Raw genomic sequence first — 21,281 nt, 5'->3', positions numbered from 1 at the left:
TGCCGGCTGTTATTGATATAGACGAAATAGATTCTCAGAAGCCCACTTACTGTATACTGTCTATAGCTTTATTTAATAGGGCATAGGTGGCCTCAATTCCTTCTTCTTCAGAGAGAACATTGCCCTCGTATTCTATACCGATATATCCTTTGAAGCCTGAATCTTTCACGATTTTCAACATTTTATAGAAATCGGTATGGGTCTCATTTCCGTTCTCATCAAAATCGTGTGACTTTGCACTTACTCCTTTGGCGTAGGGCATTAATTCAGCCATTCCTTTATAGCGATCGTATTCGTCGGCGCAACCATCAGAACTGCGTTCAATACAAAAATTACCATAATCGGGAAGTGTACCCACATTGTCCATATTCACTTCGGCCATGATTCCGGCCAACCAAGCGCCATTTGAAGAATACCCTCCATGGTTTTCCACAATAATGTTGATACCTTGGGCGGCACCATACTCTCCTAATTGTTTTAGACCGTCCACCGCGTTGGAGGCCACTTCTTCAGCGCTTCCTTCTCCCGCAGCATTTACTCGGATGGAGTGTGCTCCTAAAAACTTTGCAATATCCACCCATTTATGATGATTTTCCACGGTTCTTTTTCTGGCTTCGGGGTCTGCATCTCCAAGATTGCCCAATGCATCACACATAATCAATCCAACACTTAGGCCGGCCTCTTCACATCGTTTTTTAAAATCGTTCCAAAAGGCTTGGTCATCTACTTTTCCATAGTAAAAGGTATTTACCAATTCAATGGAAGAGACACCGAACTTTGCGGCCATTTCCGGAAAATCCTTTGGATCTGCGCTACCCAGCAATATGTCATCAGGTGATTCTTGAAGTGTTTTTACAAACCACTCCCAATATCCTTCTTTCTGAGGTCCTAAAAATGCTTTATGAAAAGACCATTGGGCCAATGAGATTTGAAAGTCAGGTGTTTGAACTTCCATTTCTTGAGAAGCTTTGGTTGTAGTATCTGACTCCGAATTGGACTCTGACTTGGTACGACAAGAAATTATAAATAGAAGGCTTACGGCAAAAATGATGATTCTTTGTTTCATTGGGAAATGATTTAATTGTGGGTAAAGCGGTATGAAATACGGTTCCTCGTATTTTTATCTAAAAGTAATAAGTTCTCAACTGAATCCTATTATGATTTAAGATAGAATTGTTCAAAAAGGATAAATAATCACTTCTTAGCTTCTACTAGTTCCAGCTGGTCTATGCTTACATTGGTCATGAACATTCCGTAATTGACAGCAGCTTTGTTTTTCTCTATAGTGTCAATAGTACCAACTGCTTTTCCATCAAACAGACGGACTCGATCACCTATTTTAAAGACAGGCCTGGGTTTGTTCCTTTCTTTTTGGATGGCCTTTTTCTTCTCGACTTTTTTCTCCTGCCGGACTTTAACGATTTTCTTTTCCAGTTCTTGAGCCACTTGTTTTTTCTGAGCTTGTTTGGCCTTCGACTGCTTTGCAGTGGTCTTTTTGCGTTTGCTGTTTTCGGTTTCCACAATGCGTAGCAATTCCGAAATCAAGGGACGCTTTTTGTTGTCCACAAAGTAGCGCTCTGCAGCTGTATTCACTTTATCCCCCAGGTTTATCATCCGCTGGTTATGGTCATACAACTCTTGATAGTTTTCCAGTTTGGATTTTATTTTAGCATTCAATTTCTCTAAACGATCTGCCTCTTCACGGGCTTTGGTTTCTTCATCTTGCAATCGAGAACCCGTCTGGACCATTTTGGAACGCTCTTTTTGCAATTTTGCAATGGTAGCATCAAAACGCACCTTCCCGCGTTCAATCTTTTTCTTCGCTTTATTTATAAGGGAATATGGGATTCCATTCTTTTGGGCTACTTCAAACGTAAAAGAACTACCTGCTTCGCCCAAAATCAATTGAAATGTAGGTTCCAAGGTTTTGGAATTAAAGAGCATATTGGCATTGGTGGCATGCGGGAGTTCGTCTGCAAGCGCCTTAAGGTTGGCATAATGCGTAGTGATAACACCGTAAGCTTCCCGCTCATAAAAAACTTCCAGAAATGCCTCTGCTAAAGCACCTCCCAATTCAGGATCACTACCAGTACCAAATTCATCGATCAAGAACAGGGTTTTGCTATTGCATTTCTTTAGAAACTGATTCATGTTCTTCAATCTATAGCTATAGGTGCTCAGATGGTTTTCTATGGATTGATTATCACCAATATCTGTCAATATTTTATCAAACAAACAAACAGAACTCCTTTCATGAACGGGAATTAGAAGCCCTGATTGAAGCATTACTTGAAGTAATCCAATAGTCTTTAAGGTGATACTTTTTCCGCCGGCGTTAGGCCCCGATATCACAATAATCCTGTTTTCGGTATGCAGTTGAATGGTCTGCGGCCAGGTCTTTTCCTTTTTGAACTTATTGGTCAAATAGAGTAGCGGGTGGTAGGCATCCCGCAGGAACATTTCCTTTTTATCGTTGATTTCTGGCAACAACGCATTCATGTCCGAGGCGTATTTTGCCTTTCCAGACGTAATATCAATATGCGTTAAAAAGTCTTGGTAGGAGGAAAGCAGGTAATCGTAGGGACGTACGGTATCTGTTAATTGATTTAAAATACGTTGAATCTCCTCTTTCTCCTCAAATTCCAAGTTGCCTAATTCACGAGTATAAGAGAGCGTAGCTTCGGGAATGATGTATACAATACTACCAGTTTTGGAACTGCCCATTACTGTACCCTTGACTTTTTTCCGATGCATGGCCTTAACGGCCAAGACCCTGCGGTTTTCCATCACGGACTCCTTTATTTCATCAAGCAACTCTGAGGAATGATAGCGTGTAAGCGCAGCAGCAAAGCTTTGATTGATTTTAGAGCGCACCTCATTGATTTGCATCCTTATACTGCGTAATTCATCGGAAGCACCATCCCTGATTTCTCCAAATTTGTCAATCACTTGATCAATGGCCGTTGGAATCTCGGCATTTGTTTCAAATTCTTCCGTCTTGGCGAAGAGCAAGGGGTAATATTCCTTGAATTTTTTAAAGAACTTTTGATGCAGCTCAACCGTTTTGCAAATATTTCCGATTCTTCGAAAACCTGAAATTTCCAAAGTGGTATTTTCAATTCTTAACAACTTCAACTCACTATTGATGCTGTCAAAGCCATGGTTTGGTATCCGATTATCGTTGGAAAATGAAGCCAGATATTCAGAAGTTTGTCCCAATACATTCATCAACAGTTCCTTGTCTGCAACTGGCTGAATTTCCAATGCCTTTTCTTTACCCAATTCGGTATTGCAACGCGCAGCAACTTGTTCCAAAACGGTTGGAAATTCTAAATCTTGAAGTGTTTTCGGGTGAATATTCTGCATTTTCCTTTGCTAGCGGGGCAAAGATAGGTATTCAATTCAGTTGACAAGGTTTGTACTTCATCAATTTATAAGTCCACCAACTGATAAACCGCTTGGTACATTTTCTGGTATTGATTTGTCAAATTCCTCATCGTTCAAAGTGTTCAAAAAAGAAATGATCAAGGCCATTTCTTTGACCGATAACTCTAAATCACGGATAAAAGGGTCAAATTGGTCAGGATTCACGTTGGGGTTACGCTGAATATTCCTTGAGATATCTTCATAAAACTCCAATACCCTGCGTAAAGACATAAAACTGCCATTGTGCATATAAGGTGCCGTAAATCTTAGATTGCGAAGGGTAGGGGTTCTAAACGCAAAACTATCCCGGAGAGTTATATCGGCAACGCCAACATCCATAGCTGGCAATTTGGAATTTTCTGGAACGCCCAAAACATGCATTTTATAATCTGAAAACATTGGTCCGTTATGGCAATTGATGCAACCTACTTTTTGGAATAGCTCAAAACCTTCCTTTTCACTGATAGAAATTGCGCGATTATCTCCTCGAAGATATTGATCAAATCGGGAGTTATTGGCAATAAGGGTTCTTTCAAAGGAGGCAATGGCTTTACCAAGGTTTTCAATGGTTACGGGCTCAGCTTCGTTAAAAGCTTCCTTGAACAGTTTTTCATACTCTGGAATGAGTCTCAATCTTTGAATAACTTCATCAAGTATTTCATTCTCATTAAAACTGTGGCCCCTCATTTCTTCGAGAGCTTTTATCGGTTCCAGTGCCTGTTTCTCCAAACTTTTGGCTCTGTCATCCCAGAACATTGTGGCATTTTCGGGCTTATAAGTTTTATGATTTTGAAGTCCATTAAACGCAGAGTTTAATACCGTCTGTGCATTTCTTTTTACAAAAGGGATAGTATTGGGTGTGTTGAATTCTCTTTTGCTCCCAAGTCCTTTAGCATTGGTACCTATGGAGATATCAAGAAACTCAGCATATCCCATATCTGGATGATGACAAGTTACACAGGCCACATCCTTATTGCCGGATAGAATGGGATCATAAAACAACAATTTCCCAAGTGTTTCTTTAGCCTTGGAAGTTGGATTTTCTTTAGGATGTATAACATGAATGGGCAAAGCATCGACGGTTGGTAACTCCTTGGATACAGTTGCGACTGAAACTTCCTTAGAGCGCGGACCTTTACATCCACTAAAAAAGGCAACTACCCCTAACACCAATAGCATTTGTATGCACTTTTTCAAAACAGGAAGTTTTATCACAATAAGGTTAAGAGAAATATAATCTGATTAGTTATAAATGCGAATGACCTCCCCGCTTCTGCGTCCAATAACGCTTCGAACATAGGCATTGACACTTTTCTCCATAGAAATAGGATTGTGTCCAGGAAAATAGTCTTTGTATTTCTCATACGCATCGATTACTAACTCCAAGGACACCACATTTAACCGAATACCGTTCTCAATTTCTAAGGCAGCGGCTTGCACAAAACTGTGTAAGGCGCCATTTACCATGGCTGCACTGGCTGTTTTTGGCACTGGATTGTCAGCAAGAACTCCTGTGGACAAGGTTATCGAGCCACCAGGTTGTAAAAAGTGTTGTCCAATACGAACAAGGTTAACCTGCCCCATCAATTTGCTTTTTATGCCAATGTAGTAGTCGTCCTCCGAAAGTTGATTGAACTCGGCCCATTTTGCTTCACCGGCAATGCAAATTATGGCATCCAATTTACCTGTTTGTTGAAACATTTTCTCAATTGAGGAACTATCTGAAATGTCCACAGTGACATCCCCGTTTGTTCTTCCCGCAATTAAAACTTCATGGCTTTCAGCAAAGTGCTTACTTACTCTTTTTCCTATGGTTCCATTTCCTCCGATTATTAAAATCTTCATAGTGTTGTTTGATTTTTAGAAATATACTCCTATGGTTAACATAATCATGGCCAAAACTGCAAGTAATATGACCAGAGGCATAATAAACTTAAGCCATTTATCATAACCGACATTAACCAAAGCCAAAGAAGCCAAAAGAATACCCGTTGGACTTATAAATTTGAAAAGGCCAACTCCGAATTGATAGGCGTTTACCATAACTTCACGTCCAATGCCTACATTATCGGCCAGGGGAGACATGATTGGCATGGTTAAAACAGCCATTCCGGAAGAAGAAGGTATAAAAAAGGCCAATCCGTTATACAGCACAAAAGTAACATTGATAAAAAGCCCTTTGTGCATACCTGACGTCAATTCAGAGGCATAAAACAATAAAGTATCACTAACTTGACCGTCTTCCATCAATACTGTAATACCTCGTGCGATGCCAATAATAAATGCTACGCTAAGTAGATCTTTAGCCCCGGACATAAACTCGGTAACGAATCGTTTCTCGTTTATTCTCGCAATGAGTCCAATCAAAAGTGCACCAGCCAAAAAGACTGAGGTCATTTCCAAAAACCACCAGCCCAACTGCGAAACCCCATAAACCATTATCAGAAAAGTACTGGCAAAAACAAGCAGCACTAATTTGAGTTTTGTATTAAGTTTTGTGGTACCCGATGCAACTGGGCCCATGAACATTTTTTCAATTTCCTCCTTTTGATCATGAATGAGGGAATGCGAAGCGTCTTTTTTAACACGTTGTGCATATCGGACGATATAGGTAATGCATAAAACAAGTCCGAGAACAAGCATGATTATGCGACTATTAAGACCTACTGTCCAATTGATGCCAGCGGCATCTGAAGCTATAATTGTGCTGAATGGATTTACTGTTGATGCCAAAGTACCAATTGAGGTGCCAACATAAATAGAGGCAACGCAAACCAAAGCATCGTATTTGGCGGCCAAAAAAATCGGAATTAATATAGGGTAAAAAGCAACGGTTTCTTCTTCAAGGCCAAAAGTGGTTCCACCAAGCGCAATTAAGATTGTTACCATAATGATGAGAACAAATTCTCGGCCTTTTAGTTTTTCGGCCAGCCATGCTATCCCTGCTTCAAAAGCTTTGGTAGCATTTACAATGCTGATAAGCCCTCCAATGATCAATACCAGCAAAATTATATCAGCAGATTGCATGATTCCTTTTAAAGGTGCCTGGATGAAACTAACAAACCCTTGTGGTTGCCCTTCCAAGTTTTTATAGGTGTTTGGAATACTTATCGGTTTGGAAATAGCGCCGTTGGTAAACTTTTCCAAAGGTATTTGAATGGCCAGTTTGTCCAGTGTTTCTTGGATGGCAGTGAATGTTTTGGAATCTTCGTCAGATTCAACAATAAACACTTTGTTTTCATCATCATAAGATAATCGGTCATACTGACCAGAGGGAATTATCCAGGTGAATAGGCAAACTACAGCAGCAATAATGAAGAGTATGGTATGTGCTGTTGGAAATTTCAGCTTTTTTAGAATTGACATAGGTTGGCATCAATATTTAATGGATAGGAAAGATATTCTTTTTAGATTTATCCGAAGAAATCACACCCATATTAATGAATGTAAACATAGACCCAAGTTGGAAGCCTCATTTGCAAAGAGAATTCGACCAGCCTTATTTTCAGCAGCTTGTGCAATTCGTGAAGCAGGAATATAGGCAACATGTCTGTTATCCGAACGGCAAAGATGTTTTTGCCGCATTCGACCATTGTCCATTTTACGACACTAAAGTGGTTGTGATTGGTCAAGACCCCTATCATGGGCCTAACCAAGCCAATGGATTATGTTTTTCTGTGCAAGATGATATTCCGCATCCACCATCATTGGTTAATATCTTCAAAGAAATCAAGGTTGACGTTGAGAAACCGTATCCCAAAAGCGGCAATTTGGAACGATGGGCCCAGCAAGGTGTATTATTGTTGAATGCCACTCTAACAGTTAGGGCACATCAGGCCGGTAGCCATCAAAAAAAAGGTTGGGAGCAGTTTACCGATGCAGTAATCAAAACAATTTCCTCGGAGCTTGAAGGGATTGTTTTTTTGTTGTGGGGTGGGTTCGCTAAGAAAAAATCTTCATTGATTGACAAGACAAAACACCATGTGTTAATGTCAGGTCACCCTTCGCCATTAAGTGCCAATAGAGGTCTTTGGTTTGGAAATCAACATTTTAGCAAAACCAATACTCTTCTTGCTCAAATGGGAAAGCCGTTGATAAGTTGGTGAATTATTTTTTGAAAGTAAATTCTGAAAATATAATAAGAATTCGTACGTTTAAGAAAATAACCCCCTTATAGGAAAATTCTTATATTTTGCGCAGACTGAAATCGGTACTTCTTGTGGATGACGATGACACCACAAATTTTCTGAACAGATTTTTTGTAAAACAGTTGGATAACAACCTGACAGTGAATACTGCCAGTAATGGTAAAGAGGCTATTGAATTTTTAGAAGATGTTCCAGCCGAAGAAAACATGCCATGTCTTCTTATTCTGGATACCAATATGCCGGAGATGAATGGTTGGGAGTTTCTTGATGCATATGAGGATAAATTTGATGATAGTTTTAAGAAGAACATCGTTGTTGTCATGCTAACCGCCTTGGATACGGAGGAAACAACGGCGCTGGCATTGGCCAATCCAAATGTAACTGATACTGCACAAAAACCATTATCGGATTTAAAGTTCAGGGTATTGATCAATAAGTACTTTTCTTAGTGTTGATGCAAAAACTTTGCAGGAAGGTGAACTTTGGATATTAAATCAAGACTGATCAGCCTTTCTTGAACCTCTTGCACTATGGCTTCTGGCAGTTGTGATTGTCCCCATCTAGTCTTTGAAAGCCAATCTTGTATATCCTCTAATTTTTGGTCGTATCTATTGGATAATGTTCGGTCTATGCTTGGGATGTTTTTAAATTCTGAGGTGTAGATGTTTATTACTTCCAAAATGTGCATTAAAAGAGAGGAATTTGAGCTTAAAAAGGAATCTGTAGCCGCAATAACGAAGCAGGGCCATGGAGTAGGGCAGTCGCCAAGTCTTTTAAAGGTTCCATTGTCCACCCAGGGCTTGGTGGTAAAATGTTCCCACATAAAATAGGCATTCGACCCCGAAGTAAGGTTGTCAATGGCCCCCTTTAGATTATTGATGATTTCAAATTCCAATGAATCGGTATCCCATTCTTGGTTTTGGGCATGTACATAGGCCATTAAATGACTTCCACTACCCATGCGGCTTATGGCCACTTTATCATTTTTTAGTTCTGAAATGGATTCCTTTGAACTATCAGCTGCAACATGTATCCCCCAAAGTAATGGAGATGAAACATATTCTTGAACAATTTTTACTGGATTCCCCTGGGAAATGCTCTTAACGATGCCTTCGGTCAGAATAATGGCTAAATCCGTTTCTCCATTTTGAAGCATCTGGCTCATTCTTCCTGTACCTTCAGGAATGTCGGTCCATTCCAACCGAATTCCTCGATCTTCAAAAGCACCTTCCTCAATAGCTAAGAGCCATGGAAGGTTAAAGTGCTCTGGAACGCCAATTATCTTAACTGTTTTCATTTAAAATTTTAGAGTTGCGGAAGTATTAGTTTGAATGTATATGAATTTTTAAGTTTCCTTTTGGGAAACAATCTTATCTAGGGTGTATTGTATGAGGTTATCAACAGTTTTGAATGCATTTTCAGAAAATTCCCCAGTAGCACGGTTAGCCAGAATTGCATTTAAGGAAATTGCCCGATGTCCATGCAATTTTGCAAGCCCATAGATGCCAGCCGTTTCCATTTCTAAGTTGGTTATTGGTTGATTCTTGTAAGTAAAGGCAGCTAACTTGGAATTAAAATCTGGAACTTTTGGCGTTAGACGTAAAGTTCTGCCTTGTGGCCCGTAAAACCCTGAATTAGTTGCTGTTATGCCAAATCGTATACGATTAGAGTTAAATTTTTCTTGTAATTGCTCATTGGAATCTACCGCATATGCGGTAATATTTCGGTCACTCCACCCTAAAAAGGTGTTAAGCTGTTCTTCCAAATCGGCGTTTCTTGCTTGTCCACTCTCATAAAAGTGCAAAAGACCCTCAAAACCAATTGCAGATTTACTCATTAAGAAAGAATCAACAGGAATGTCCGGCTGTATCGCACCTGAAGTTCCTATTCTAATAAAATCTAGTTGAGTTTTGTCTTCTTTTACCTTTCGGGTCTTAAAATCGACATTCACTAAGGCATCAAGCTCATTCAGAACAATGTCAATATTATCCGTACCTATACCCGTGGATATAACGGTAATGCTTTTCCCTTGATAGGAGCCAGTTTGTGTGAAAAACTCACGTCTTCCTTTCTCAATATGGACCTTATCAAAGTATTTGGTGACCATAGGGACCCTACTGGGGTCTCCCACGGTAATAATAGTGGAGCAAATATCTTCTGGTAAAAGATTGAGATGGTAAATACTGCCATCAGGATTCAGAATTAATTCTGACTCACCTAATGTTGACATATTAGAGTTTTAAGATACGGTCTGTAGCAGTATTATATAAAAAGTTATACTTTAAAGAACCACCTAGATATAATTGATTGTCACGTATTTGTGAATAATAATTCGCTTTATTTTCCAAAATTTCCTTCCCTTTTTTAGTTAGCTTAACGGGATTGAAAGAACCAAAAAGTGGTTTTAGCGAGGTAATGATTCGGTCATGTTGTGTATCTCCGAAACCATAATATCCTTGGTCAGTCAAGACTTCACCCAATAATTCCTTTCGAGAACTAGGTTTTTTGGTCAATGCTGTTTCCAAAACACGATTCTCTAGCTCGTTCAGGCCATTTTTAATGGTTGGGAAACGTCTCAAATGGGCTTTTAAGGCATCTGAAAGGTATTCAAATTGAAAACTGTTATGGTTTATGAGGTTCTCTAGTCGTATTGGATTATCGCTGCAGTACAATTGCCAGGCATAATCGGCAAACTCGATATCGTCTTGGGATAAAATGGTCCTATTTTCATATAGCTCCATCAACTTTTCATCGCTAAGCTCTCCCAATCCATACAGTTTATCGCTTTCATCTTCATTTCCGCTGCACACCAATGATATTTCTGCGTGCCTTCTATGCGTTTTGAGCCAGCTCAGTACCGCAAGCATATTGATTTGGCAAAAAAGGTCGTATTCAAACCAAAGCACAATTTGATCTTGCTGCTTGTGGTTGCAAAGTGATCTGTATTCTTTCAAGGTTTTTTCAACGAACCACGATTTGGATACTTTGTAGTTCTTGTTCAAAAATTCAAAACGTGTCTTCCAAAAAGATTCACTTCCAACGTTGCAAAGGGTTTTTCCTTCGCAAAGCATCTCGCGCCATGTAATAATATCTCCCTTAAGATGTAATGATTGAAGTTTTGACGTGAAATTGTCCCCGTTGGTGATATGCAACAGTGATTTCATTTTCAGTTCAGTTTTCGTCGGTTAGAAAGATTAAATGTAAGATTTAAACCAAGAACACAAAAATTTTTTCATAAAACATTGGTTGTCAATGTCTAATTTTAACAATGTATGAAAAATCTGAGTGGAATTATCTGAAAAAATACGCTATCCACCGACCCTTTTTACCGCAAAACCTTGATCCTTCAAGAAATCCATGATCTTATCACGATAATCTCCTTGGATAAGTATGGTGTCATTTTTATAGCTGCCACCTACGCTTAAAAGTGTTTTGAGCTCTTTAGTAAGTTTTTTGAAGTCGTTGTCGGCGCCGGTATAGCCCTCCAAAATGGTAACTGGCTTGCCTTTTCTCTTTTCGTATTTGCAGATTATGGGCGCATCTTGCATCCAATAGTCGGGCTTTGTCTCCTCGGAGTTATCCGTTTCATCTGGGACATGACCTGGGAAGAGGTTCTTAAGTTGGTCTTGAAGGTCCATTGACTATTTCTTTACTAGTCCAAGTTCGATAAGCCTCTCATGAAGATAGGCTCCTGCAGTTGTATCTTCAAAACCTTTAGGATGCTCCTCATCAATACAGTTTTCCAAACAGTTTAGCGGCATTTCACTAATTGGGTGCATGAAAAATGGGATGGAATAGCGAGATGTTCCCCAAAGCTCTTTTGGTGGATTTACGACCTGATGTATTGTGGATTTTAATTTGTTATTGCTGAGTCTTGAAAGCATATCGCCCACATTGATCATCAGTTGGTCGGGTCTTGCTATGGCGTCAACCCACTCTCCATGGTGGTTCTGAACCTGCAAGCCTTTTCCGTGAGCTCCCATAAGCAATGTAATTAGGTTGATGTCACCGTGTGCTGCGGCTCTTACCGCATTTTTAGGTTCGTTTGTAATGGGAGGATAGTGGATGGGTCTTAAAATGGAATTTCCGTTCTTAATCCATTCATCGAAGTAATTTTCATCCAAATCTAAGTGCAAAGCAAGTGCTCGAAGCACAAACTGCGCGGTTTTTTCGAGCATCTTATACGTTTCTTTCCCAACTTTATCAAAGTCCGGAAGCTCACTTACTGAAACATTATCGGGATATTCAGCTTCTAATTTCGGATTGTTTTCCACATATTGACCAAAGTGCCAAAATTCCTTCAAATCACCCTCTTTTCTTCCCTTGGCATGTTCTTTTCCGAAGGATGTATAGCCCCTTTGTCCACCAATACCCTCGATTTCATAACTATCTTTGACATCTTGGGGCAATTGAAAGAACTTCTTTATTTCCGCATACAATTGCTCTACAAGTTCATCAGAAAGAAAATGCCCGCTGAGTGCAACAAAACCAATATTTTCAAACGCACCGCCTATTTCTTGAATAAACTTTTCTTTTCTGTCCGAATCGCCGGAAACAAAATCCCTTAAATCAACACTTGGTATTGCACTCATAACATCAAATTTACTTTACATCAAAAGTACAGAATATTGCCAAATCTTTCGGAAATTATAGCATATCATCGCTAGCTTTTTTATTACATTTAGCCCTATTGAATATGTATTGAATGAGATATCACATTGGCGGATTTGACCAACAAAAGCTTCTAGGCTTATATACTGGAATGCTAAAACCTAGAATGATTGAAGAGAAAATGTTGGTTTTGCTGCGTCAAGGCAAAATTTCCAAATGGTTTAGCGGTATTGGGCAAGAGGCTATTTCGGTAGGAGTCACCCAAGCTCTGAAAACCGAAGAGTATATTTTACCAATGCATCGTAACTTGGGCGTATTCACGTCAAGGGACATTCCGCTTCATCAGCTATTTAAGCAATGGCAGGGTAAGTCAGGAGGTTTTACCCAGGGTAGGGACCGTAGTTTTCATTTTGGCACACAGGATTATAAAATTATTGGCATGATATCCCATTTGGGTCCGCAATTGGGAGTGGCCGATGGCATTGCTTTGGCCGATATGTTGCGCAGAAAGAAAAGGGTTACTGCAGTTTTTACTGGAGAGGGAGCAACAAGTGAAGGGGATTTTCATGAAGCATTAAATGTGGCCTCCGTTTGGAATCTTCCCGTTCTTTTCTGTATTGAGAACAATGGTTATGGGCTTTCTACGCCAACCAATGAGCAATACAACTGCAAGCATTTGGCTGATAGGGCCAGAGGGTATGGGATGGAATCCCGCATTATTGATGGTAATAACATTTTAGAAGTGTTTTCCAAAATTGACGAGTTGTGCAAATCTATTCGAAAGCGACCTCGTCCAGTTCTTATTGAGTTTAAAACATTCCGTATGCGCGGACATGAAGAGGCGAGTGGCACCAAGTATGTTCCCGAGAAATTGATGAAGAAATGGGCTAAAAAAGACCCCATTTCAAACTTCGAAGCTTTTTTATTGAAAGAGAAAGTGATTTCTCAAGAACAAATCGACAACCTCAAAGCGGAAATCACAGAGGAAATCAATTCCAATTTGAAGATGGCCTTTGACCAACCGCTTATTGAATCCAATGAAACAAAAGAATTAGAAGAGATATTTCAAGTATTTAATTATCAACATTTTGATAAAAATTCAAATTCAAAGAATATTCGGCTTGTAGATGCTATTTCTGAAGGATTGGAACAATCCATGGAGCGATACAACGAGCTTATTATTATGGGGCAAGATGTTGCAGAATATGGAGGGGTTTTTAAAATAACAGATGGGTTTACAAGTAAATTTGGTAAAAGCAGGGTTCGGAACACACCTATTTGTGAATCAGCTATTGTTTCAGCCGCCATGGGCCTTTCTATAAATGGGATGAAAGCGGTTGTGGAGATGCAATTTGCCGACTTTGTCAGCTCCGGATTTAATCCGATAGTAAATTATTTGGCCAAAGTGCATTACCGATGGGGACAAAATGCTGATGTAGTTATTCGAATGCCCTGTGGAGGTGGAGTGGGTGCTGGACCTTTTCATTCACAAACCAACGAAGCGTGGTTCACCAAAACTCCTGGTCTCAAAGTAGCTTACCCGGCCTTTCCAAATGATGCCAAAGGACTTTTAAATACGGCAATTAATGATCCAAACCCTGTTCTTTTCTTTGAACATAAAGGGCTATATAGAAGTGTCTATGGAGATGTCCCGACGGACTATTATACTCTGCCGTTTGGAAAGGCAAGCGTTATAAAAGAAGGCACTGCTATTTCCGTGGTTTCCTACGGTGCTGGAGTTCACTGGACCTTGGAAACTTTGGAAAAACACCCAGAAATTGATGCGGATATTATAGATTTGCGTACACTTCAACCTCTAGATATTGAAACTGTCTACCAATCGGTGAAAAAGACAGGAAAATTAATTGTTTTACATGAAGACACGATTTTCGGAGGTATCGCGAGCGATATTGCAGCAATGGTCATGGAAAACTGCTTCGAATGTCTGGATGCACCGGTCCGGCGAGTAGGAAGTTTGGAAACCCCTGTCCCTTTTGCTAAGGCACTCGAGGAGAACTACCTTCCAAAACAAAGATTCGAAGCCATTTTATTGGAGCTTATTGCCTATTAATTTTTCATTTTAACAAATTTTTAACAAAACGAAACGGTTGATATGGTGTCTCAATCGTATATACTAAAATTTAATACCAATTCTTATGGCAAAACAAACACTAATTTTTACTGCATTGATTGGGGTTTTATTGATGTCTTGCTCTGTTTCCAAAAGCGCAAGGTCACAACGAAATCTTTTCAGCGGTTCTTGGACCCTGAACGATGTATCTTACGAGAACAACACAGGGAATTTTAAATCCGTAATATTCAACGATGCGGAGGATATCTGTTTTGAGGGCAGTGACTGGTTTTTTAGAGACAATAATAGTACTGGAAGGTATACGATATCCCAAAGTACTTTATGTCAAGGCGGAGATCGTTTTTTTAGATGGTCTGTTGTGGAACCTTCCCAGAATTACAGCAGTCAGTTGCAATTCAAGTTTATTGATGAAAAACGAAAAGATATTTCTGGCGGAACGGGTTATCGTTTGACCATCGCAAATATCAATGAACAATCAATGACCCTTAAGTCCAATGTATCTGTCGATGGAGAACTAGTTACCATCGTTTACCAATTCACAAAAAAATAAGAATATGAAAAACATACTAATCAAAAGTATCGCATCCTTAATGGCTCTTAGCCTAATTGTAAGTTGTAATGCGGTTAAAAATGCAAATAATACCCAGAAAGGTGCAGGAATAGGTGCTGCAGGTGGGGCTGTAATTGGAGGAATAATAGGAAACAACGTTGGCAAAGGTGGTAATACAGCACTTGGCGCTATTATAGGAGCCGTTGTTGGAGGAGCTGCCGGTGGATACATTGGGAATAGAATGGATCGACAAGCAGAACGTATTGAGGAAGAAATTCCTGGAGCTGAAGTAAAAAGAGTAGGTGAAGGAATCAACGTCACCTTTAATGAAGATGCTGGTGTGTATTTTGACACCAATAGATCGGATGTTAAAGGAACTTCAGCTTCTACCTTGGATAAGTTGGCCGGAATCTTCAAAGAGTATCCAAATTCCATCATTTTGGTCGAAGGACATACCGATAGCGCTGGAAGTGAAGAGTACAATTTGAGCCTATCTCAGCAAAGAGCTGAATCAGTCACCAAATATTTGGTAAGTAAAGGAATTTCAAGCGGTAGGTTTACCACAAAGTGGTATGGAGAAACCCAACCAAGAGAAAGCAACGAAACATCTGAAGGAAAAGCTAAGAACAGAAGAGTTGAATTGGCTATCGTAGCAAGTGATGAGCTCAAAGAGGAAGCTTACGAAAAAACAAAAGGATAATCGTACGCTTTAAAGACGATTTGTTAAAACCGACATATTTATGTCGGTTTTTTTGTTTCTAATCGACTATCTTCAAAGAGTGATTCAATTTGAAGTAATTATAGTTGGTGGAGGACTTGCGGGGTTAACGGCAGCGTTGGATTTGGCCGAAAGAGGAAAGCGGGTCCTAGTCGTGGAAAAAAACCAATACCCTAATCATAAGGTGTGCGGCGAATATGTTTCCAACGAAGTGATTCCCTACATAGAAAGATTAGGACTAAGATTTAATAGTTTTAACCTTCCTCAAATAGATACATTAGAACTTAGTTCATCCAAAGGAAGCACGATTGAGGTGAAATTGCCTTTGGGAGGTTTTGGTATTAGTCGATACAAGTTTGATTTTGAACTCTACAAACTCGCTTCGGCTAAAGGAGTGGAGTTTCTTCATGAAACCATTGTTGATGTTCATTTTAGCAGGAATGAATTCAATGTAATAAGATTAAATGGAGAAACTATGCGAAGTAAGGTTGTCTTGGGAGCGTTTGGCAAACGTTCAAATCTTGATATGAAGATGGAACGAAGCTTTATTAAGCAAAAATCTCCATGGTTAGCTATAAAATGCCACTACCAAAATACAGGTCAACCTGCCAATAAGGTTTCATTGCATAATTTTCAAGGAGGTTATGGAGGGTTGTCACAAGTAGAAAATGGAGTTGTTAACCTATGCTACTTGGTCAACTATGAAAATTTCAGAATGGAATCAGATGTTCACAGGTTTAACGAGTCTGTAGTTTCGAAGAATCCTTTTTTTCAGAAATTTTTATCGGATGCCACCCCTTTGTTTGAAAAACCGTTGGCGATTGCGCAAATTTCCTTTAATAAAAAACAACCAGTGGAAAATCATATACTAATGTGTGGTGATACTGCAGGTCTAATCCATCCCTTATGTGGTAATGGAATGGCTATGGCAATACATAGTGCAAAACTGGCGGCAGATTCTATTGTTCCGTTCTTGGAAAATCCGAATTTTTCACGACAAGACATGGAAAAATCGTATCAAGCCTTATGGTACGGTACTTTCAAAAGACGACTTTGGATGGGGCGACAATTACAAGGACTTATGCTGAATACCACCTGGTTTAATTTTGGCATGAACACTTTGGCCACATCAAAAACCTTACTGAGCAGTATGATACGCACAACTCACGGAACCCCAATTTTAAATTGATGGATTTAACAGTACGCAGCAGGGCATTTGAACGAATGGACGACCCAAATATGAAATTTGAGGAGTTAAAGAATGCGTATACCGATATCAATAAATGTAACAAATGGCTGGGGGGAGATGATATAACCATTAATGCCGTGTGGAATTTGGTAAAAGCGGACAAAAGTAAATCGTATACGATTTTGGATATGGGTTGTGGTGATGGGACCATGTTGTTGAAATTATCCAATTTTCTCACTAAAAATCATGTTTCGCATCGTATGGTAGGAGTGGATTTAAGGGATGACGTATTGCAAATCGCCAAAGAAAATACTGAGAATATTCCAAACATCCAGTTTAGGAAAATGGACATACTTAAAGCTGATTCAAGCTTCGAATGTGACATAGTCATCAATACATTGACCATGCATCATTTTGAAGAAGAGCGTATCGATGCCTTTTTGAGTAAGTTCGTTCAGTTGGCTAAGGTTGGAGTGGTTATTAATGACCTGCACCGAAGTGGACTAGCCTACTACCTTTTTAAAATTTTCAGTCATCTATTTCTTCAAACCGAGGTGGCCCGATATGATGGGTTGGTTTCCATACTAAAAGGTTTTAAACGAAAAGAATTGGTTGAACTCTCCAATAAAATACCAGACGTTATACATGAAATCAAATGGAAATGGGCTTTCAGGTATGTTTGGATAATGAAACTCAAACCAGAGCAGTAGATGGAGTCAGTACGTATCGTAACAGTTTCAAAACAGTTGCCAAAACACAATAGGAAAACCTCGGATATCATCCCTTTTGTCAATCTCTGGCTTTCCGGTCAAGAAGATCGGTTTAGAAGAAAAGTGGTAAAGATATTTGAAGGTGCTGGTGTGGACCATCGATATGGAATAATGGATATTGAAGAGGTTTTTACTGCGACTTCGTTCGAGGCAAAGAATACGATTTATGTCAGGGAAGTAAAACAATTGGGAGAGCAGGTACTTCAAAATGCTTTGTCAAAAGCTAATTGGTTACCGGAATCCCTTGATTTTATTATTACAGTCAGCTGCACTGGAATTATGATTCCTTCATTGGATGCTTACCTTATCAACGCTATTGGACTAAAAAATGATATTGTACGTCTTCCAGTTACCGAGATGGGATGCGCCGCAGGAGTTTCCGGATTGATTTATGCCTCTAATTTTCTGAAGTCGAATCCCGGCAAAAGAGCTGCAATTGTGGCGGTTGAAAGTCCAACGGCAACATTCCAATTGGATGATTACTCTATGGCAAATATGGTCAGTGCTGCGATATTTGGAGATGGTGCGGCATGTGTTTTACTGTCATCGGAACAAAGCGCTGTCGGACCTAAAATTCTTGGTGAGGAAATGTATCATTTTCCAAACGCAACACATCTAATGGGTTTTGACTTGACCAATACCGGATTGAAAATGATTTTGGATCCTGCTGTTCCAGAGGTAATTTCCAATCATTTCCCAAAAATTGTATATCCATTTCTTGAAAAACATGGAACTTCTATCGAAAAAGTGAATCATCTTGTTTTTCATCCTGGAGGAAAGAAGATTGTCAGAACCGTTGAGGAATTGTTTGGTAAATTGGGAAAGAATATTGATGATACGAGGGAAGTTTTAAGGGCTTATGGCAATATGAGCAGTGTTACGGTGCTTTATGTACTGGAACGTTTTCTGGAAAAGGGCATCAATGAAGGGGAACAAGGTCTAGTTTTGAGTTTTGGCCCGGGATTCTCTGCTCAAAGAGTGTTGTTAGAATGGTAATTGTATGAACAAGGAAGATAGGTGGGTTTTAATCATTGGCGGAAGTAGTGGTCTTGGATTGGCCACCGCTAGAAAATTCGTATCTCATGGTTTTGGAGTTGTTGTTGTCCACAGAGACAGAAAAACCGACATGGAAAAAATTCAAACCCAATTTGATGAGATTTCCCAAACTGCGAATGGTTTTTACAGTTTCAATGCCGATGCCATCAATCCTCAAAAGCGAATTGAAATCACGCGAAAAATTATAGAGTTTGTTGGGAAGGGTAAAATAAGTGCATTAGTGCATAGCTTGGCCAAAGGTAACCTTAAGCCAATGTATGCAGAAGATGCAAACACCTTGGTTAATCAAGATTTTCATTTGACAATGGATGCCATGGCCATAAATTTATACGACTGGGTGAAAGAGTTAGTTGGCCAAAACTTGTTTTCGCGTGAAGCACGAATTGTAGCATATACCAGTGAAGGAAACGCAAAGGCATGGAAAAACTATGCCGCAGTTTCTGCTGCCAAAGCTGCTTTGGAAGCTATTGTGAGAAATGTAGCTTTGGAATTTGCCCATTTGGGGATAACGGCCAACTGCATCCAAGCTGGTGTTACAGACACAAAATCGTTACGTATGATTCCCGATAGCGATGTATTGAAAGAGCAGGCCCTTGCCAGGAATCCACATAAAAGACTGACTACACCAGAAGACGTGGCCAATGCAGCGTACTTATTGGCATTGCCTGAGGCTAAATGGATTACAGGAACGGTGATTAAGGTTGACGGAGGTGAAAGTCTACAATAATGCTGGAAAAGGATAAAATACTTTCAAAACTGCCATATTCAAAGCCTTTTCGCTTTGTTGACAAGCTAAATCATATTGATGAAAACTCTGTCGAAGGCACTTATTCATTCAGTGAATCATTGGATTTCTATAAGGGTCATTTTAAAGACACGCCTGTGACCCCCGGGGTAATTTTAACAGAGTGCTGTGCTCAAATAGGTTTGGTCTGTTTGGGAATTTACCTTTTGGACCGAACCCTGGAACTAGATAAAAAGCAGGAAAAACTGCAAATTGTAATGTCCAGTTCGGAAATGGAGTTTTACCTACCCATTTTTCCTGGTGAAACCGTAAAAGTGGTTTCGGAAAAAGTGTATTTCCGTTTCAATAAGCTGAAATGCAAAGTGAAAATGTTCAATAAGGAGGAAAAGCTGGTCTGCAAAGGTGTTTTGTCCGGCATGATTAAAACGGAGGTTTATGAGGAATAGGGTGGTGGTGACCGGAATGGGAGTGTGTGCTCCAAATGGAGTTGGTATTCCTGAATTTACCAAAAGTCTTAAGGGTCAACTAAGTGGCATTCAATTTCATGATGATTTAAGAACTTTAAACTTTTCATGTCAAATAGCTGGAAAACCGAATATTGATACTATCAACTTAAATGAATACTTTACCAATGTACAGCTAAAAGGATTGAACGCAAGCGGACTAATTTACGGGGTAATTGCAGGTCAAGATGCCTGGAATGATGCAAAATTACCTAGAGCTGACAGTGAAAACCCAGATTGGGACAATGGTATCATCTTTGGCACTGGAATTCTTGGAGTAGACAAATTCAGAGAAGCCATCTACAAAGTTGACGAAGGCAATGTGAGACGTTTGGGCAGCACCTCAGTAGTTCAAACCATGGCGAGCGGAATAAGCGCTTATCTTGGAGGAATGCTTGGTTGTGGCAATCAGGTTACTACAAACTCTTCAGCATGTACAACTGGAACTGAGGCCATTCTAATGGCGTACGAACGAATAAGAGCCGGAAAGGCAGTAAGAATATTAGCTGGAAGCTGTGGCGATAGCGGACCATATATCTGGGGAGGATTTGATTCCATGAGAATACTTCCCAGAAATTATAATGATAATCCAGAAAAGGGAAGCAGGCCCATGAGTGCCACCGCAGCTGGCTTTGTACCTGGAAGCGGTGCAGGTGCCTTGGTCCTCGAATCTTTAGAAAGTGCCTTGCAACGTGGCGCAAGCATTTATGGCGAGATTATTGGCGGAGCCGTCAACAGTGGTGGGCAGCGAGGAGGAGGCTCCATGACAGCCCCAAATAGCAAAGCCGTTGTTAAATGCATTCAAGATGCAGTAAAGGATGCAAAAATAGATGCTAGTGAGATTGATGTCATCAATGGACATTTGACCGCAACCAGTAAGGATCCTATAGAATTGCAGAATTGGAGCAATGCCTTGGGGCGTTCAGGCAACAATTTTCCGTACATCAACTCTTTTAAAGGGTTAATGGGGCATTGTTTGGCTGCTGCAGGCAGCATTGAATGCGTTGGGACCTTGCTGCAGTTTCAAGAAAATGAGATTTTTGGAAATGTAAATTGCGAAGACATCCACCCACAAATCAATGAAATTGTTGAAGATTCCAAAATTCCCAGAAAAACCTTGAATGTTGTGCCAAAAATTATCGCAAAAGCCAGCTTTGGTTTTGGGGATGTAAATGCCTGCATTATTTTTAAAAAATATGAATAAGAAAATCACTTAAATGGAACAAGAAAATTATCAAAAACTAAAAGAAATTGTTCAAACCTATCTTCCTGATGATGTTTCAGCGGATTCCATTACCATTCAAAGTAACTTCACCCAAGAATTAAATATCAACTCCGCGAATTTGGTGGATATTGTTCTAGATGTAGAGGATGCTTTCGACATTATGCTTGAAAACGAGGATATGGATGGTATGCAAACCGTAAAAGATGCACTAGAAATCATAGATAAAAAGATAACTGACAAATAAACCA

22 protein-coding genes are annotated in these 21,281 nt (G+C 39.7%); 12 read left to right on the top strand and 10 right to left on the bottom strand.

Translation table 11 applies throughout. The features are described from left to right. Window positions 1-46: 46 nt before the first annotated feature. The 5 genes from ACOKFG_RS12070 to ACOKFG_RS12050 form a co-directional block, all read right to left on the bottom strand. Window positions 47-1,066, bottom strand: coding sequence for a sugar phosphate isomerase/epimerase family protein (locus tag ACOKFG_RS12070; RefSeq protein WP_298789854.1), 1,020 nt, complete (start codon window positions 1,064-1,066; stop codon window positions 47-49). A gap of 128 nt (window positions 1,067-1,194) precedes the next feature. Then, window positions 1,195-3,366 carry an endonuclease MutS2 gene (locus ACOKFG_RS12065; protein ID WP_422861359.1) on the bottom strand — a complete coding sequence of 724 codons (2,172 nt, stop codon included), beginning with the start codon at window positions 3,364-3,366 and terminating at the stop codon, window positions 1,195-1,197. Window positions 3,367-3,426: 60 nt separating this feature from the next. After that, the gene (locus tag ACOKFG_RS12060; protein ID WP_299485440.1) at window positions 3,427-4,623 is read right to left on the bottom strand and encodes a cytochrome c peroxidase; all 1,197 of its coding nucleotides are present in this window, start codon (window positions 4,621-4,623) and stop codon (window positions 3,427-3,429) included. 45 nt (window positions 4,624-4,668) lie between these two features. After that, the gene (locus tag ACOKFG_RS12055) at window positions 4,669-5,271 is read right to left on the bottom strand and encodes a short chain dehydrogenase (protein ID WP_422861358.1); all 603 of its coding nucleotides are present in this window, start codon (window positions 5,269-5,271) and stop codon (window positions 4,669-4,671) included. A 15-nt stretch (window positions 5,272-5,286) separates the two neighbouring features. Then, entirely contained in the window at window positions 5,287-6,792 is a 1,506-nt protein-coding gene (locus tag ACOKFG_RS12050; protein ID WP_299173413.1) for a YfcC family protein, read from the bottom strand. A gap of 74 nt (window positions 6,793-6,866) precedes the next feature. Here ACOKFG_RS12050 and ACOKFG_RS12045 point away from each other — a divergent pair, with 74 nt between their 5' ends. Continuing rightward, on the top strand, window positions 6,867-7,532 hold the full coding sequence (locus ACOKFG_RS12045; protein ID WP_299173410.1) for a uracil-DNA glycosylase: 666 nt from the start codon (window positions 6,867-6,869) through the stop codon (window positions 7,530-7,532). Between the two features lie 86 nt (window positions 7,533-7,618). Then, window positions 7,619-8,023: a response regulator gene (locus tag ACOKFG_RS12040; protein ID WP_298789843.1), complete on the top strand. Its 405-nt coding sequence runs from the start codon at window positions 7,619-7,621 to the stop codon at window positions 8,021-8,023. Here the strand turns inward: ACOKFG_RS12040 and ACOKFG_RS12035 are convergent. From ACOKFG_RS12035 to ACOKFG_RS12015, 5 genes are all read right to left on the bottom strand, one after another. After that, window positions 8,020-8,871: a substrate-binding domain-containing protein gene (locus ACOKFG_RS12035; protein WP_422861357.1), complete on the bottom strand. Its 852-nt coding sequence runs from the start codon at window positions 8,869-8,871 to the stop codon at window positions 8,020-8,022. The genes ACOKFG_RS12040 and ACOKFG_RS12035 overlap by 4 nt on opposite strands. 48 nt (window positions 8,872-8,919) lie before the next feature. Then, a complete protein-coding gene (locus ACOKFG_RS12030) occupies window positions 8,920-9,804 on the bottom strand; it encodes a nucleoside phosphorylase (RefSeq protein WP_422861356.1) in 885 nt (294 codons plus the stop codon). A gap of 1 nt (window position 9,805) precedes the next feature. Further along, entirely contained in the window at window positions 9,806-10,738 is a 933-nt protein-coding gene (locus tag ACOKFG_RS12025) for a DUF1835 domain-containing protein (RefSeq protein ID WP_298789837.1), read from the bottom strand. A 144-nt stretch (window positions 10,739-10,882) separates the two neighbouring features. Continuing rightward, complete coding sequence (locus ACOKFG_RS12020; protein ID WP_422861355.1) at window positions 10,883-11,212, bottom strand: translation initiation factor; 330 nt, start codon at window positions 11,210-11,212, stop codon at window positions 10,883-10,885. Window positions 11,213-11,215: 3 nt separating this feature from the next. Next, on the bottom strand, window positions 11,216-12,166 hold the full coding sequence (locus ACOKFG_RS12015; RefSeq protein WP_422861354.1) for an isopenicillin N synthase family dioxygenase: 951 nt from the start codon (window positions 12,164-12,166) through the stop codon (window positions 11,216-11,218). A 113-nt stretch (window positions 12,167-12,279) separates the two neighbouring features. On the opposite strand from ACOKFG_RS12015, the gene ACOKFG_RS12010 reads away from it, so the two are divergent. The 10 genes from ACOKFG_RS12010 to ACOKFG_RS11965 all read left to right on the top strand — a co-directional run bounded on the left by ACOKFG_RS12010 (window position 12,280) and on the right by ACOKFG_RS11965 (window position 21,277). After that, window positions 12,280-14,256, top strand: a complete 1,977-nt coding sequence (locus ACOKFG_RS12010) for an alpha-ketoacid dehydrogenase subunit alpha/beta (RefSeq protein WP_422861353.1) — start codon at window positions 12,280-12,282, stop codon at window positions 14,254-14,256. Between the two features lie 85 nt (window positions 14,257-14,341). Continuing rightward, window positions 14,342-14,827: a lipocalin family protein gene (locus ACOKFG_RS12005; protein ID WP_298789829.1), complete on the top strand. Its 486-nt coding sequence runs from the start codon at window positions 14,342-14,344 to the stop codon at window positions 14,825-14,827. Window positions 14,828-14,831: 4 nt separating this feature from the next. Next, complete coding sequence (locus ACOKFG_RS12000) at window positions 14,832-15,527, top strand: OmpA family protein (protein WP_298789826.1); 696 nt, start codon at window positions 14,832-14,834, stop codon at window positions 15,525-15,527. Between the two features lie 40 nt (window positions 15,528-15,567). Then, window positions 15,568-16,734, top strand: a complete 1,167-nt coding sequence (locus tag ACOKFG_RS11995; RefSeq protein ID WP_422861352.1) for an NAD(P)/FAD-dependent oxidoreductase — start codon at window positions 15,568-15,570, stop codon at window positions 16,732-16,734. Next, window positions 16,734-17,444: a methyltransferase domain-containing protein gene (locus ACOKFG_RS11990; RefSeq protein ID WP_299173388.1), complete on the top strand. Its 711-nt coding sequence runs from the start codon at window positions 16,734-16,736 to the stop codon at window positions 17,442-17,444. Before ACOKFG_RS11995 ends, ACOKFG_RS11990 begins: the two co-directional genes overlap by 1 nt. Continuing rightward, the gene (locus ACOKFG_RS11985) at window positions 17,445-18,500 is read left to right on the top strand and encodes a type III polyketide synthase (protein ID WP_422861351.1); all 1,056 of its coding nucleotides are present in this window, start codon (window positions 17,445-17,447) and stop codon (window positions 18,498-18,500) included. Window positions 18,501-18,504: 4 nt separating this feature from the next. Then, window positions 18,505-19,287, top strand: coding sequence for an SDR family oxidoreductase (locus ACOKFG_RS11980; protein WP_299173385.1), 783 nt, complete (start codon window positions 18,505-18,507; stop codon window positions 19,285-19,287). Further along, complete coding sequence (locus tag ACOKFG_RS11975) at window positions 19,287-19,751, top strand: FabA/FabZ family ACP-dehydratase (protein ID WP_313819522.1); 465 nt, start codon at window positions 19,287-19,289, stop codon at window positions 19,749-19,751. Before ACOKFG_RS11980 ends, ACOKFG_RS11975 begins: the two co-directional genes overlap by 1 nt. Continuing rightward, window positions 19,741-21,012 (top strand): beta-ketoacyl-[acyl-carrier-protein] synthase family protein, encoded by a 1,272-nt coding sequence (locus ACOKFG_RS11970; RefSeq protein ID WP_299173382.1) that lies wholly within the window; start codon window positions 19,741-19,743, stop codon window positions 21,010-21,012. Before ACOKFG_RS11975 ends, ACOKFG_RS11970 begins: the two co-directional genes overlap by 11 nt. A 13-nt stretch (window positions 21,013-21,025) precedes the next feature. Continuing rightward, window positions 21,026-21,277: a phosphopantetheine-binding protein gene (locus tag ACOKFG_RS11965; RefSeq protein ID WP_299173379.1), complete on the top strand. Its 252-nt coding sequence runs from the start codon at window positions 21,026-21,028 to the stop codon at window positions 21,275-21,277. Window positions 21,278-21,281: the final 4 nt, after the last annotated feature.

The organism is Flagellimonas rhodophyticola (assembly GCF_049332665.1).
In the GTDB taxonomy this organism is placed as follows: Bacteria; Bacteroidota; Bacteroidia; order Flavobacteriales; family Flavobacteriaceae; genus Flagellimonas.
The sequence above is the reverse complement of the archived record's forward strand: the minus strand, read 5'-3'. Positions and strand labels throughout refer to the sequence as shown.

Excerpts from the sequence above, each read along its gene's own strand:
- ACOKFG_RS11995 (WP_422861352.1), top strand. The coding sequence starts at position 15,568 with ATGTCGGTTTTTTTGTTTCTAATCGACTATCTTCAAAGAGTGATTCAA.
- ACOKFG_RS11965 (WP_299173379.1), top strand. The coding sequence starts at position 21,026 with ATGGAACAAGAAAATTATCAAAAACTAAAAGAAATTGTTCAAACCTAT.
- ACOKFG_RS12070 (WP_298789854.1), bottom strand. The coding sequence starts at position 1,066 with ATGAAACAAAGAATCATCATTTTTGCCGTAAGCCTTCTATTTATAATT.
- ACOKFG_RS12015 (WP_422861354.1), bottom strand. The coding sequence starts at position 12,166 with ATGAGTGCAATACCAAGTGTTGATTTAAGGGATTTTGTTTCCGGCGAT.
- ACOKFG_RS12065 (WP_422861359.1), bottom strand. The coding sequence starts at position 3,366 with ATGCAGAATATTCACCCGAAAACACTTCAAGATTTAGAATTTCCAACC.
- ACOKFG_RS12020 (WP_422861355.1), bottom strand. The coding sequence starts at position 11,212 with ATGGACCTTCAAGACCAACTTAAGAACCTCTTCCCAGGTCATGTCCCA.
- ACOKFG_RS11985 (WP_422861351.1), top strand. The coding sequence starts at position 17,445 with ATGGAGTCAGTACGTATCGTAACAGTTTCAAAACAGTTGCCAAAACAC.
- ACOKFG_RS11975 (WP_313819522.1), top strand. The coding sequence starts at position 19,287 with ATGCTGGAAAAGGATAAAATACTTTCAAAACTGCCATATTCAAAGCCT.
- ACOKFG_RS12005 (WP_298789829.1), top strand. The coding sequence starts at position 14,342 with ATGGCAAAACAAACACTAATTTTTACTGCATTGATTGGGGTTTTATTG.
- ACOKFG_RS12030 (WP_422861356.1), bottom strand. The coding sequence starts at position 9,804 with ATGTCAACATTAGGTGAGTCAGAATTAATTCTGAATCCTGATGGCAGT.
- ACOKFG_RS12000 (WP_298789826.1), top strand. The coding sequence starts at position 14,832 with ATGAAAAACATACTAATCAAAAGTATCGCATCCTTAATGGCTCTTAGC.
- ACOKFG_RS11990 (WP_299173388.1), top strand. The coding sequence starts at position 16,734 with ATGGATTTAACAGTACGCAGCAGGGCATTTGAACGAATGGACGACCCA.
- ACOKFG_RS12010 (WP_422861353.1), top strand. The coding sequence starts at position 12,280 with ATGAGATATCACATTGGCGGATTTGACCAACAAAAGCTTCTAGGCTTA.
- ACOKFG_RS12055 (WP_422861358.1), bottom strand. The coding sequence starts at position 5,271 with ATGAAGATTTTAATAATCGGAGGAAATGGAACCATAGGAAAAAGAGTA.
- ACOKFG_RS12045 (WP_299173410.1), top strand. The coding sequence starts at position 6,867 with ATGAATGTAAACATAGACCCAAGTTGGAAGCCTCATTTGCAAAGAGAA.
- ACOKFG_RS12025 (WP_298789837.1), bottom strand. The coding sequence starts at position 10,738 with ATGAAATCACTGTTGCATATCACCAACGGGGACAATTTCACGTCAAAA.
- ACOKFG_RS11970 (WP_299173382.1), top strand. The coding sequence starts at position 19,741 with ATGAGGAATAGGGTGGTGGTGACCGGAATGGGAGTGTGTGCTCCAAAT.
- ACOKFG_RS11980 (WP_299173385.1), top strand. The coding sequence starts at position 18,505 with ATGAACAAGGAAGATAGGTGGGTTTTAATCATTGGCGGAAGTAGTGGT.
- ACOKFG_RS12035 (WP_422861357.1), bottom strand. The coding sequence starts at position 8,871 with ATGAAAACAGTTAAGATAATTGGCGTTCCAGAGCACTTTAACCTTCCA.
- ACOKFG_RS12050 (WP_299173413.1), bottom strand. The coding sequence starts at position 6,792 with ATGTCAATTCTAAAAAAGCTGAAATTTCCAACAGCACATACCATACTC.